At 42.9% G+C, this 13,715-nt stretch carries 12 protein-coding genes; 2 read left to right on the top strand and 10 right to left on the bottom strand.

Annotated features, from left to right (window positions below):
* The first annotated feature begins 371 nt into the window (after positions 1-371).
* The gene (locus tag JC525_RS17100) at positions 372-1,184 is read left to right on the top strand and encodes a hypothetical protein (protein WP_198816937.1); all 813 of its coding nucleotides are present in this window, start codon (positions 372-374) and stop codon (positions 1,182-1,184) included.
* Positions 1,185-1,370: 186 nt separating this feature from the next.
* Here JC525_RS17100 and JC525_RS17095 read toward each other — a convergent pair whose 3' ends face one another.
* Genes JC525_RS17095 through JC525_RS17085 form a run of 3 tightly spaced genes read right to left on the bottom strand, consistent with a single transcriptional unit; the run spans position 1,371 to position 5,575 of the window.
* Complete coding sequence (locus JC525_RS17095; RefSeq protein WP_198816935.1) at positions 1,371-2,801, bottom strand: TolC family protein; 1,431 nt, start codon at positions 2,799-2,801, stop codon at positions 1,371-1,373.
* Positions 2,795-3,847: an HlyD family secretion protein gene (locus JC525_RS17090; protein ID WP_198816933.1), complete on the bottom strand. Its 1,053-nt coding sequence runs from the start codon at positions 3,845-3,847 to the stop codon at positions 2,795-2,797. The genes JC525_RS17095 and JC525_RS17090 overlap by 7 nt, the downstream gene beginning before the upstream one ends.
* Positions 3,848-5,575 (bottom strand): ABC transporter transmembrane domain-containing protein, encoded by a 1,728-nt coding sequence (locus JC525_RS17085; protein ID WP_198816932.1) that lies wholly within the window; start codon positions 5,573-5,575, stop codon positions 3,848-3,850.
* A gap of 214 nt (positions 5,576-5,789) precedes the next feature.
* On the opposite strand from JC525_RS17085, the gene JC525_RS17080 reads away from it, so the two are divergent.
* A complete protein-coding gene (locus JC525_RS17080) occupies positions 5,790-6,677 on the top strand; it encodes a LysR family transcriptional regulator (RefSeq protein ID WP_198816931.1) in 888 nt (295 codons plus the stop codon).
* A gap of 8 nt (positions 6,678-6,685) precedes the next feature.
* Here the strand turns inward: JC525_RS17080 and JC525_RS17075 are convergent, their stop codons facing one another.
* The 7 genes from JC525_RS17075 to rfbC form a co-directional block, all read right to left on the bottom strand.
* On the bottom strand, positions 6,686-6,865 hold the full coding sequence (locus JC525_RS17075; protein WP_198816930.1) for a hypothetical protein: 180 nt from the start codon (positions 6,863-6,865) through the stop codon (positions 6,686-6,688).
* 173 nt (positions 6,866-7,038) lie between these two features.
* On the bottom strand, positions 7,039-7,713 hold the full coding sequence (locus JC525_RS17070) for a YkgJ family cysteine cluster protein (protein WP_198816929.1): 675 nt from the start codon (positions 7,711-7,713) through the stop codon (positions 7,039-7,041).
* A 312-nt stretch (positions 7,714-8,025) separates the two neighbouring features.
* Positions 8,026-9,201, bottom strand: coding sequence for a nucleotide sugar dehydrogenase (locus JC525_RS17065; RefSeq protein WP_198816928.1), 1,176 nt, complete (start codon positions 9,199-9,201; stop codon positions 8,026-8,028).
* Positions 9,202-9,351: 150 nt separating this feature from the next.
* Positions 9,352-11,064, bottom strand: a complete 1,713-nt coding sequence (locus JC525_RS17060) for a glycosyltransferase family 2 protein (RefSeq protein WP_198816923.1) — start codon at positions 11,062-11,064, stop codon at positions 9,352-9,354.
* An 85-nt stretch (positions 11,065-11,149) separates the two neighbouring features.
* Positions 11,150-12,232: a dTDP-glucose 4,6-dehydratase gene (gene rfbB / locus JC525_RS17055; protein ID WP_198816921.1), complete on the bottom strand. Its 1,083-nt coding sequence runs from the start codon at positions 12,230-12,232 to the stop codon at positions 11,150-11,152.
* Entirely contained in the window at positions 12,225-13,097 is an 873-nt protein-coding gene (gene rfbD / locus JC525_RS17050; protein ID WP_198816919.1) for a dTDP-4-dehydrorhamnose reductase, read from the bottom strand. The genes rfbB and rfbD overlap by 8 nt, the downstream gene beginning before the upstream one ends.
* Positions 13,098-13,135: 38 nt before the next feature.
* Positions 13,136-13,690: a dTDP-4-dehydrorhamnose 3,5-epimerase gene (gene rfbC, locus JC525_RS17045; RefSeq protein ID WP_198816918.1), complete on the bottom strand. Its 555-nt coding sequence runs from the start codon at positions 13,688-13,690 to the stop codon at positions 13,136-13,138.
* Between the last annotated feature and the right edge of the window lie 25 nt (positions 13,691-13,715).

The following is a 13,715-nucleotide window of genomic DNA, read 5'->3' as shown; positions in this document are numbered from 1 at the left end:
TTGCTTTTCCCCCGAAGCGGATGCGCATTTTAGGGAAATGAGCGCTCACGTCAACTACTTTTTTAAAAAAGATGAAAAAACTGAACTAACCGTCTATTTTTCATTCAAATGTGATAATTAGTAGACAATATGGACTAATTACTAATAGGATGGGAACTCAGATCCTATAAAGTAGTCGTTCATAAAGTAGTATTTGATCCTGCCGTTAATATATTAGCGCTTGATGTAAGAAATAGATAATTAAGCTTGCGTAAGGGAATACGTATAAGAATGTATATAAGCGTAAATGACCCATGCTTTGCGTTCTTTATAAATGTATTAATACTGGTTGTGTCAAAAATTGACTACGCAATAATTATAAAGGTGGGTTTATGTTACGAACTCTTACATTGCTATCAGCAGCAGTACTAGCTTCTCAAGTTAGTTATGTGGCAATGGCGCAAGACGCTTCTTCTAATGAAGTTATCGAACCATCTACTTCAGCGAGCGTAGAAAAATCCGTTGAAGCGTCGAATCGCTTTCAAACAGCCTTTCTAAAACGTCAAGTCGATCAAACCATGTCTGTAGGACGTGCTATTAGCTCTATCGCTGGTCACTATCCTCAGGAAGTAGTTTCTATCGTCGACATTGCACTGGATACCTACCCTGATAAATATCGGGAGATTATTTTCGCCGCCATATCAGCGCAACCTTCTTCTACCGAGGAAATCGTTAAACTCGCCATAGAGAAAGAAGTAAGCAGTTGTCCTAACATCGTTCAGTTAGCCATTAAAGCTGAACCGACGTATGTTGACTTTGTTGTGCAAGCTGCGGCGGTGTCAACGCCTGAAGAGTTAGATGAAATAGTTCGCGTAGCGGTGTTAACTCAACCTGATGCTGCAGACAGTATTGTTCAAACGCTATCTCAAGAACACCCTAATCGCATCGTTGAAATAATGACAAGTGCACTTAACGCTGTGCCCTTTGTCGGCGAATATGTGGTTGATGCTCTACTGGCTGTATTCCCTAATGAAGCACAAACGGTTGTGGAAACAGCAGTTAGAGAATCATCTCAACAGCGCGAACAAGTTATTCGCATTTTAAGTACGGCACAACACGCGGGCGTAACCCACGACAAGTTGAAAGAATATGCTATGTCAGCTGGTTTATCTGAAGAAGACTTTGATAGTGCGGTCGACAACTAGCCCTTATTAACCAATAGAGCCCCTTATAATAAACGGCGTATTGAGAAATCAATACGCCGTTTTTCTTTACTCTGGTTTGTGTCTTAGCTTGGCTAGGGTTTTACATTGAAAACAACAGCACCACGGAAAACGACAGAAACATTTAAAAAGAAAGAGACTCGCATTTAGTTGCTGTTACTCAACATGCTACTTAGTATGGGAGTAAAGTAACGCCGCTTCTTTATATAGCATGAGTTCTGCTTTTAATAAGTCTACCTTAGCTTTGATCTCTTTTATCTTCGCTTTAATTTCGTTTTGCGCCCTTGCATTTAAAACAAACATATCGCTGTCGCCAGCATCAAACCGTGTTTTTTCTACCACAGACAAGGTTTTTGCTAATGCGGCGTTTTCACTTTGAAGCGCCACAATATCTTTCGCTTGGCTCCAGTAAATCAATGCTTGCTCAAAACGTTGCACTATTGATTGTTCGGTAGATGTGAGTTTATGTGAGAGCTCTCGTTGCTTAGACTGCAGCTGAGCGCGTTCGGCTTTGGCCTTTCTGTTACCAAGAGGATAAGAAAATGACAAGCCAACTTTTGTTTCTGTGCCCTCTAAAGATTCAGAGCCTGCGCCAACGTCTCTGGCAATTGATGCCGTGAGATCAAGCTTAGGGAGTAGTGCATTATCTGCTAGCGCTACCTTATTTTGAACCACCTGCTGCTCTAGCTTCATCACGTCTAATTCTGGGTGACTACGCAACGCGTTGCGAAGGGTAACCAGTTGACCGTTCCCTATCCAGTAGGGCCAATTTATATCAGCTGGCAGTTTATCGCTATCAAGCGCAATCATGTCGCCGTTTGCTGAGCGCCAATAAAACGACAGCATTTGCGCGTGCATGTCTCTTTTTTGTTTAAGCTCGGCTAGCGTTAACCGCTGCTGTAACAGGTTTGCTTTAAACTCCGTGAGCACAATACTGGCCAAGTCACCTTTCTCTACACGAGTAACTAAGGCATCTTCCCGTTCAGACGCTGTCGCCAGAAGCTCAGAAGCCGCTTGTATTTGCAGAGCACTTTCATACCACGCTATATATTCACTCACACCTTTATAAATAAAATCATTAATAAGGCTTGTAGCTAATGCTTGCCACTGGGATGTGGCCAACCCTGCATTTCTAAGCTCAGTTCTACGTTTATCTATCTCTCGGTTTTGTAACAACGACATTGCCACACCAACGCTTGCTTCGCCGCCAGAGAGTGTGTCGTAATCACCTTCATAAGCAGGAAAGTCTCCAGCTGCAATGCGGTACTCACCAAATACCGACGCGTTGTAATCCTCTATAGGGTTAGTAAACCGCTGGGTTAAGTTTGTGCCGTCGTAATAACCTGAAACGCGACTTTTCGTCTTTTGCTCAATAAAGGGGTCGAAGCTGCTTCTCGCTATTTCAAGTTCTGCGGCGGCTTGATAATTACCTTCATTAATTGCTAGCACATAAGGATGATAATTCACCATGCTATCGATAAATGCTTCAATGGATGGCGCTTGCTTTCCTTCCGCCGACTGAGCACTTGCAGCAAAGCTACACAATGCTGATAGCAACGTATAAGCTGCAACGACGACTGTAGTCCTTCGCACTACCATATGGACGCTCCAGCGTTTTTCGAACCGCCCGATGCAGAATCTTGCGTAGGCAACGGAGGGAAATTATTGAGCTGACGCCACATCTCATAGCCCAAGCGAACTTCTTCTAATAGTACCCATGCCTTCACCCGACTTCCCAAACGGGCCGAGCTTTCCGTTGGCCATGGAATATCTGATTCGTCTGGCTTTATCCACACGTTAAAATCTCCGGTAGGGTTCGCGACTGGCTCTACATACACCACTTCGCCACCGAAAGTACCAATTGCACTGCCGGGCCACCCGCTAAATTGAAAAACGGGCCAGCCTTCAAATTGCAAGCGCGCCTTTGCACCAGGTTTAACGAGTGGTGCGTCTAACCCTCTTACCGTCACACGAACACTACGCTTTGCATCTTCTGGTATAAATTGCCCTAAAATATCACCAGACTTAACAAAGGTAGATACGCCACCCGACAATAAACGCACTACGGTACCGTCTACCGGCGCAAACTTGGTTTGCGTAGATTGACGTGACAAGGTCATACTCACTTCGTTGATTTCAGAAACAGACGCTGCCACCTTAGCCCGCAACTCTTGTACTTTTATCTCAGCTTTCTCTACTTCTTTTCGCGATACCAGCCCCTGCTCTTCCAAAGACTTTTGGCGCGCTAAGTTATTCTCAGCGTTTCTTACTGCGGTTTCGTTCGCTATATTTTTCGAGTTCGCGGCGGTAAGCTGAGACTGCAGTTTCTCAAGGCGCTGCGCATCAATATCGATAAGCGTGACGATGGGTTCGCCGGCTTTAACCTGCTGCCCTTCCCTAACATGCCATTGCTTTACCTGCCCATCCACAAGCGCGTTAATTGGCTGGGTTCTGTCTTTCGGATCAAGAGAGTCCACCATTCCTGTGCCATAAGCGGTTTGGATCCAAGGCGTGAAATACAAAATCATTCCCGCGGCAATCACCAAGAATATGATAATGCCGGTAATTATTCTGTGAAGCTTTGGCACTTTCAAAGAAGGCAATGAGGTAATGTTGTCTAAAAAGCGACGTTCTGCGTTATTCACTTACTCACCCTCCTTATTGTTATTCGAGTTATCGCTCGTGTCACTTTGCACATTTGCGCGCGTTGGCACTGTATCTTCAACATACTCGTTAAGCATTTCGGTCGCATTGTCGTGTAAATGAAGCACGCCTTCGAAACAATCAGGTATCGGCATATTAGTAAAATACATCACGGTGAAATCATATTTACTTAAGCGTCTAAGCAGCCGTTCTCGCATCTCAATGGGAATAGCATCAAAATGCTGATTAAGTATAAGCAGTTTTGGTTTAGCTATAATGGCTGCAGCAAGTTTAAGCAGTAAAAACTCGAGGGGCTGCAATGGTGCACCTAACACAGACACTTTGGTTTGGAGTCCGTCTGGCAGACTATCGATAACCTTCGTCATCTCTACCTCCGCTAGTGCGGCACGGATATCAGCAATACTGGCTTGCGGGTGAGCCAGCTTTAAATAGCGTTCTATGGAGACCTCTATAATTAAGGAACGATCTAATATCGTCACCGCTTGTCTAAGTTCATGGGTGTCGTAGTCGTTCAAGCTCAATTCACCAAGTAATATATCGCCCGACTTAACGCGGTCATACTGCTTGAGTAATCCAAGAAGCTGTTTCTGTACCCAGCTTTTATCGGTAGTGACGAAATACTTTGTGCTCGGCTCAAAAACAACGTTAAGAAGACAGTGATCGTTACCGTGTTTTAGGTCAACATCGTTAAACACGAGCCTTGAAGAGGCAGGGATATGTTCTGAAGTATTCAGTTCTTCTTGAGGCATGGCCAAGGCACCACCTAATTTTTCAGCAGCGCCGTATAGCTCATAATATAACTTCAAATATTGCGTGAAACGGGATAGCCCAAAAAATACGGCAGACATTACCAGCTCAGCAGCAACAAGTTGACCAATTGAAAGTTCTCCCTGCACAACGAGAACACCGCCGATACCCAATAAAGCAGCACTAGCGACAGCGTACATTAACAAGAACATGACTACCTGTGAGAAAGTGTAATGAAAATGGTTCTTATGCTTTTGCACGTAGTTACTAATGTAGTTTTCCGTGCTGCGCCCCGCATATTCCACATGATCGGCCGATTTGAAAAACTCATGGGCAATGGCAATATCGTGTAGCCATTTAGCAGAGTCATATTTAGCATGAGAAAGCTCGATGGCCGTGCGTTTAGCGCCGCGCCCCCACAGTTTCCACACCGCATACATGGTAAGTAAAAGCACCACGTTAAATGCAAACAACGCGGGATGGTAAAAAGACACCAAGGTAAAGCCCACCAGCATTTGAAGTACCAACGCAAAGCCATCTATCATTAAAGACGGCATGTTCTTTTGAAACGTCATAATGTCAAAATAACGCTGGGTGATGCTGACGTTTTGGCGCCCTTCAAAGAAGCTATGGGGCGCTAATATGGTTTTAAGGCCAAGATCAGCGGTTAGTCGCGCATATACCTTACGCTCATAAAACTCCATAACCCGCATGCGAAGCGCACTAAACACACCCGATATAAATAAGGTAAGGAATAATACAACGGCCAGAATAACTACGGCGCGGGTAGAGCCTATGTTAGCGATACTATTAATGAGGGTTTGAACCGCGATGGGCACTGCGAGTGTCATTAAACTGATTGCTACGCCATAGGCGATAGCAACCCAAAAAAAGCCAGCCTCGGGTCTTAGTAAGGAAAAGAGAGTCTTTCGCGTTTTACGTAAATCTATTGGTTTAGCCATAGTTATGTCTTCAAAATACCGCTAGCTTAAAAACTTGAGAAACGCGCTGCTTGTACAAATCAACAGCAACGATATGTAGTGTATTGCAATAGCAAGTTAGAATAAATCTGTTATATTCTTCATACTTCATCGAAAATAATTACGTTTAGAAATAATGGGGGCAAAGTACATTTCTGCTGTCTAATACTTCAATAATCGAGTACCTGATAAAAGTATGCATCATCTAAACTATCATCATCTTTATTATTTTTATCTTGTCGCCCGCGAAGGCAGTATCGCAAAAGCTGCAAAATTACTTCACGTTACTCCTCAAACAGTGAGTGGGCAACTGAGTACTTTTGAAAGTCAGCTAGGTTACTCCTTGTTCGATAGAATAAATAAGCGCCTATACCTAAACGCAAAAGGCAAAGTGACATACCAGTATGCCAGCGAAATATTTCATAAGGGTAATCAACTGGCTGAAATACTTAACAATAGCGATGAAGTGAATACGAAAGAATTTGTAATAGGTATTACAAATGGAATTCCTAAAGTGCTTTTTTACGATTTTGTGCACGATACCATGCGCAAATTTTCCGATGTAAGGTTTGTGATAAGAGAAGATAGCTTCGATGGACTATTAAAAGAACTGGCCATTAACGCAATCGATTTCATTGTGGCTGACAGAGGAATTGCGCCGGGCACGCAAGTAAACGCAAACAGCTACTTCCTTGGTGAAAGCTCGCTAAGCTTTTTTGCCAAGCAACCACTTGCCGCCAATCAGCGCTTTCCAGAATGCCTGAACCACATGCCACTTTTAATGCAGGGTAACACATCGGGTATAAGACACGCCCTATCGAGCTGGCTAGCAACGGAGCAACTGTACCCCAAAATTGTGGCAGAATTCGACGATAGTGCCTTATTAAAACTATTTGGTAGCGAAAACTTTGGTGTATTTTGCGCCCCTTCGGCGATAACCGAGCATGTAGAAAAACAATACAATGTACATTGTATTGGCAAAGCAGAGGCTTTAAGCGAGCGATACTACGCAATCACAGGCAAAAGTCGCGCAGAGTACACGCTGAGTGGACATATTATTAGCTCAGCAAAAGAGATCTTTTAGTAAATAGTTTAGCCTTTGCATTTTTCCACGCAAAGCTCTACTTGCGATTCGCCGAAGCGCTCATCCAGCAATTGATGCGCTTCCATCTTAACTTTCGACCAGTCGAAACGTCCGCGACCTATGTATGCATTTTCAGCGAGCGTCTCGACCATCTCGAAACACTCACGATCAACCACTTTTTTAACCATTTCGAAGACATCCTATTCCCGAATATTTTATGGATAATATGACATTCGCTGTTTATCTGCCTTAAAACTTGGGTATCTCTCTATCGCATTTTGTATCGTGAGGAATAACAGTGGGGTATAAAGAACACGCTTTGACAAGAAGGGCAGAGTAACCACTCTGCCTTTTCGGTTGATTAGGCTGCAACGCCATCATCAATATCTTGCGCATAGAAACTTAACGTAAGTATCTTTTCCAACATAAAGCGAAGCGCACCGTTTATAGGCATAAGTTTATCGCCTAGCTCATAGTCTATCTGTGCAATCCTTTGTCTGCCCTCTGCGATCATAGGCGGTTTTACTGCTGTAGATTGAATAGCGCTATTGGCAGCGATATCGTCTATTAACGGTTGTTCGATTACGTCTGAACGCTGTGGCTGTATGGCAATTAGCGCAGACGCATACTTATCAGGCACAGCTTGCTTAATGGTTTTGCAAACCGAAAGCGTGGCTTCTCCCGACTTTGTTTTGTAGCCCGCAGCGCCGAACATACGACAAATACCGGGGCGATACTCATAAATGCCGCAGTAACCTTCTGACCCATCTAAACTTAAGCGCTGATATTGCTTGCAAGCAAAGCCGCTGTAATTTTCAAGTTCGTCAAACACTTGCTCGGCTTGCCCAGTATCAAACAGATGCAGTGCATATGGCAGCATTTCTAAAGGCGACACTTCAATGTCGGGTTTATTGCAACATGCGCCGCATTTCTCAACACAGTTTAATGACTGACTTGATTGAAAAGCGCTGAATTCTTGAGAAAGAGATTGGTAAACATCCATCACTTGGCTGGAAAGCTCACGCAGCCTATTCATAATGACTCCGCTAATAAAAGCAAACTAAAACAAATACATGTTCATGCAGGTTTATATGGTAGGTAGCATGAACGCAATACTCTGTTTACTGGTTTTGGTAACCAATTACACAGATTGCATTGGAGCAAGAAATGTACTTTTACCCCAATATTTTAAAGCATGCTTCTTCCCCGCCGGGTATGAGTAAGCTTGAGGCTTAATGGCAGGAGTTGAATTGGCGTGGATTTTATTTCGATTATGGGGTTTTGGGAAGTTTTTTTGTGAGGTTGGATTGCGAAAAGACTGATGCTTTTCGCAATCTCAATTCTTAAGTTAGTCGGCGTTGAACAAGTCGCGGCTGTAAACTTTATCGAGTACGTCTTCGATATCACCGGTTACACGGTTGGCTACGATAACGTCAGAGATTTTCTTAAACTCTTCTAAGTTGTTTACAACACGAGAGCGGAAGAACTCTTCTTCTTTGAGTACTGGCTCGTATACCACAACCTCAATGCCTTTCGCCTTAATACGCTTCATGATGCCTTGAATCGCACTGGCGCGGAAATTGTCTGAACCGGTCTTCATGATGAGGCGGTATATACCAACAATCTTGGGGCCACGGCTCACAATTGAATCGGCGATAAAATCTTTGCGTGTACGGTTAGCATCTACAATGGCCTGAATCATGTTATTCGGCACTTCACTGTAGTTAGCCAGCAACTGCTTAGTATCTTTTGGTAAGCAGTAACCACCGTAGCCAAAGCTTGGATTGTTGTAGTGCTTACCGATGCGAGGGTCTAAACCTACACCTTCAATAATCTGTTTTGTATCTAAACCGTTTCGTTCTGCATAGCTATCGAGCTCGTTAAAGTAAGCCACACGCATAGCTAAGTATGTATTAGCAAAAAGCTTAATGGCCTCTGCTTCAGTACTGTCGGTAAACAACACATCAATATCTTCTTTTATAGCGCCTTGCTGAAGTAACTTAGCAAACACTTCTGCACGCTCACTACGCTCACCCACAATGATACGACTAGGGTGAAGGTTATCGTAAAGTGCTTTACCTTCACGTAAGAACTCTGGTGAAAAAATGAGATTTTCAGTACCAAAACGTGCTTTTGCGTCTTTAGTGAACCCTACTGGCACGGTCGATTTAACAATCATCACAGCATTAGGGTTAATTTCCATTATCGTTTTGATAACTGCTTCTACACTACCAGTGTTGAAGTAGTTAGTTTGTGGGTCATAATCCGTGGGAGTCGCGATAATTACATAATCAGCATTTTTGTAAGCTTCTTGAGCATCTAGCGTTGCTTCGAGATCAAGCTCTTTAGTTGTCAGATACTCAGATATCTCCTTGTCTTCAATTGGAGACTTTTTGTTGTTCAGCATCTCAACCTTTTCAGCTACCAAGTCGACTGCTTTCACTTCATTGTGTTGTGCTAGTAACACGGCGTTTGATAAACCTACGTAACCAGTTCCCGCTACTGCTATTTTATACTTTTTCATCACCTATTCCGTTTAGAAAAATTTCCCGAATCCCACAAAGACCATTACAAGGACCAATGAATAATATTTTTACTTATCCAAATTGTTGCTATCGTCGCCAACTTTAGGCCAAATTTTAAAATCTAATACACTACAAAAAAATTTAGTTGCTTAGAACTCCTCTTTCGTTTTTGTTGAGAAATTCTCACGTCGAAGCGTCAAATTAGGACTGTAAGCGGGATCATTCGATATGTACTTGCCCCACTTGCTTTGCAAATATGATAGCTCTTTTTTAAATCTCGCTGCTTTTTCTGGCGCATGATCTAATCCCCGGCTCACTGACTCGTGATGGTACAACTCAGCTTCCGCACAGTACACATTCCTAACGCCTAATTCCATCACACGTAAACAGAAGTCAACGTCATTGAAAGCAACAGCAAGATCTTTTTCATTAAGACCTCCGACTTCGCTGAAAAGAGATCTTTTTACCAAAAGGCAAGCAGCAGTTACCGCTGAAAAGTTCTGCGTAGCTATAAGACGATTCATATAGCCTGGGTGTAAGCGAGGAAAATGTTTATGCGCATGACCAGCACCGCCGCCGTAACCAAGGATAACTCCAGAATGTTGTATTCTTCCGTCGGAATAAAGCAACTTTGCACCAACGCACCCAACATCCTCGCGCAAAGCATGACTTACCATATTGGTTAGCCAATCTGGGCTAATAACCTCTATATCATTATTTATAAGCCCAATGATTGAGCAATTTTCACTGACGTGCTGTGCACCAAAGTTATTAATCGCTGAAAAATTAAACGCCCCAGGATAATACAAAACTCTAATTTTTGGATGGCAGTCTAGGTGTTTAAAATAATCTAAGCTATCTTCTTCGTCAGAACCATTATCTATGAGTAATATTTCAAAATTTTGATACGTTGTCTTGTTTAAAATCGATTCAATGCAAGCTTTGACAAGCGCCTTTCCATTTTTTGTGGGTACAATCAATGAAACTAATGGTTCAAAAGCAATAGGCCAATGAATATGATTTACACCTTGCCGTTCATCTAGTTCTGGAACAGCATCGCTGTAAGTTTTGAGTACTTTCCCTATGTCTTCTAGCCTTTTAAGGTCAACATTACTTTCTTTATGTCTGTGTATAAGCGTGCGAGGAATATGCGCTATTTTGACTTCTTTATTACTAAACCAAATTTCACAAACTAATGCAGATATAGTCGTTGAATGAGCGACGTACTGCTTTAAAGTAACGTTATCTATCATAACGCCTGTGGATATATAGGCACTAGTTAATTGTAAATCGGGATTCCATGCAGAGAGAAAGTGAGGAGATTTACGTTGTCCTTTCATTGCTTTGAAGTCAGTATCACAGTAAGTGATCCCTTTTTCTACCTTCATTGACATCAACAAGCCTAATGATTCAGGCAGGAGTGTATCTCCGCTATTTATAAAAAAAGCGTATCCGTCGTCAGACAAGTAATCAATCGCGTCTCTTATGCAAGAAACAGTTGTTATCTCTTCTTTTAGATAATTCGCACTAACCAATACAACTTTCGCGTTCTGTATATTCAAAGACGCTAAACTTTTTAATGTGCGCTCCGTTCCTTCATTTCCTAACACGATAATATAGAGAGGAGCACCTAGAGAGTCAGCTCCCTCCAATGCACTAAGCACTTTTTCCTGTATATTCAGATAGTTAGCATAGAGAACCTGTTGCCTTTTCTTCGATGGAACACCATAGAAAAGCCCTGAGCGTTGAAGTGAACGACTATAAAGCTCAGTGAGTTTATGGTTTTTCTTTAGCTTGTTTCTAACCACTTTAGGTACTAAAGCAATAGCCCCCTTGATGGTTAACATGGCTAACTTTTTCATATCTCTAATTAAATTCCCTAAGACAACAAAAAAGCCGCAGGTATACGCGGCTTCTTTAGGATATCACATTTTATCAATGTCAAGACTAGCTAGCAGTTCCTAAACGCTCTCCTTGATAGCTGCCATCTTGCACTGCTTTCCACCAGGTTTCGTTATTCAGATACCATTCAACCGTTTTGCGAATCCCACTTTCGAAAGTTTCTTGAGGTCTCCATCCTAGCTCACGCTCAATTTTGTTAGCATCAATAGCATAACGCATATCGTGACCAGGGCGGTCTTGAACATAAGTAATTTGCTCGGCGTATTTGCTTTCTTTTGGTTTCACTTCATCTAAAATAGAGCAGATAGTTTGCACCACTTCAATGTTCTGCTTTTCGTTGTGCCCACCAATGTTATAGGTTTCGCCAATTTCGCCTTCAAGCGCCACCAACACCAGTGCACGAGCGTGATCTTCAACATATAACCAATCGCGAATTTGATTTCCTTTTCCATAAACCGGTAACGGTTTACCTGCTAATGCGTTCAGTATTACTAAAGGGATTAGTTTCTCTGGGAAGTGAAAAGGCCCATAATTATTCGAACAGTTGGTAACAAGCGTAGGTAGCTTATAGGTACGCAGCCATGAACGTACCAGCTGGTCGGAACTGGCTTTGCTGGCTGAATAGGGAGAGCTAGGCGCATAAGGAGTGGTTTCTGTAAAAAGCGGTAACTCGGTACCCGGCGCTACCTCATCTGGGTGGGGTAAGTCGCCGTAAACTTCATCGGTAGAAATATGATGAAACTTGAACCCGTCTTTCTTTTCGCCCTCTAGTACCGACCAATATGCTCGCGCTTGCTCCAAAAGCGTGTAAGTGCCCACTACGTTTGTCTGTATGAACTCACCTGGACCGTCAATAGAGCGGTCAACATGGGACTCTGCAGCTAAGTGCATGATAATATCTGGTTGATGTAAGCTAAATACTCGCTTCACTTCTTCAGCATCGCAAATATCGACTTGCTCAAACCTATATCTCGCGTTGTCAGAGACGCTAGTTAGCGACTCCAAGTTACCCGCATAAGTCAGTTTATCTAAATTAACAACCGTGTGGTCTGTATCGTTTATTAGGTGACGTACTACCGCTGAGCCTATAAACCCTGCCCCACCAGTAACTAATATGGTTTTACTCATTTGTCTCTTTCTCTAATTCATCCATCATGGACGATAACTGCTTGCGCCAGTGTGTAGGACTACAAGATGAAAATGCTTCTCTGGCCGATGTTTTATCTAGCACGCTGTATTGAGGGCGTTTTGCTGGAGTTGGATATGCACTAGTAGGAATAGGCAATACAGGTATGATCTTATCTAGTAAACCTTTTTCTAATGCTAATTCCTGAATAGCAAGGGCAAAGTCGTACCAACTGGCTACGCCTTCATCTGTCCAGTGGTATACACCAGCTGTCTTATTTTTCGCAGCGCTTACGCATACCTCTGCCAAGCCCTTAGCCCAAGTAGGTGTACCAATCTGGTCGTCAATCACGGTAAGCTGTGGCTTTTCGGTCATCAAACGCAACATGGTTTTTACGAAGTTATTGCCGTGGGCAGAATAAACCCACGCTGTGCGAATTAAACAGCTGGCACCTGGCAATAATTGAAGCAGCGCTTTTTCACCGTCAGCTTTTGTTTTACCGTAGGCGCCCTGAGGCTCTATTGGGTCGCTGGGTAAGTAAGGTGAACCTTTGTGGCCGTTAAATACATAGTCAGTAGAAACATGCACTAAAAACGCATTGGCCTGTTTACAGTATTTCGCTAAATTTTCTACTGCTGTCGCATTAATGGCATGACATAGCGCTAAATCGGTTTCGGCTTTGTCTACCGCTGTGTAAGCAGCTGCGTTAATAATAACGTCGGGGGAAAGTTTAGCGAGGGTTTGTGACAGTACATCTTCTTTCGTAATGTCTGTATCTTCAGGGCCTAAGCATATAGTGTTTTCGCCCAAGATTCTCACCAGTTCATAAGACAGCTGCCCAGCATTACCGATCACAACAATTTTCATGGTTATCTCTATTCCTTAATCCTGTACTTTGCCGTGAGCTAAAGGTCGGTAAACGTAGGCGCGTCTACGAATGCAATTCCGTTTTCATCCTTCCCAGAAAGTGAAGGCTTTTCGCCATTAACCAGTGGCCAGGTTATACCCAAAGTAGGGTCGTCATATTTCACAGACACTTCAGATTTTGGATGATAGTAATCGGTACACTTATAAACAAACTCGGCAGATTCGCTGGTAACGTAAAAGCCGTGAGCAAACCCTGCTGGCACCCACAGCTGACGTTTATTTTCGGCCGATAAGGTAACGCCAACCCACTTTCCAAACGTAGGTGAGTTTTTTCGCATGTCTACAGCAACATCGTATACTTCACCACTCACTACTCGAACTAATTTTCCTTGAGTTTGTTCTAGCTGATAGTGCAGGCCTCGCAAAATACCCTGGCTTGATTTAGAGTGATTGTCTTGTACAAATTCAACATTTGCACATTCCTTGTTAAACCAATCAGTTCTGAAGGTTTCCAAAAAAAAGCCACGTTCGTCGCCGAAAACTTTTGGCTCGATGATTTTAACATCAGGAATGTCGGTACTAATAATTTGCATATCTGCTCTGTTTACTAATTATTTT

The sequence above is a fragment of the Alteromonas sp. IB21 genome (genome assembly GCF_016405965.1).
Classification (GTDB): Bacteria; Pseudomonadota; Gammaproteobacteria; order Enterobacterales; family Alteromonadaceae; genus Alteromonas.
The sequence above is the reverse complement of the archived record's forward strand: the minus strand, read 5'-3'. Positions and strand labels throughout refer to the sequence as shown.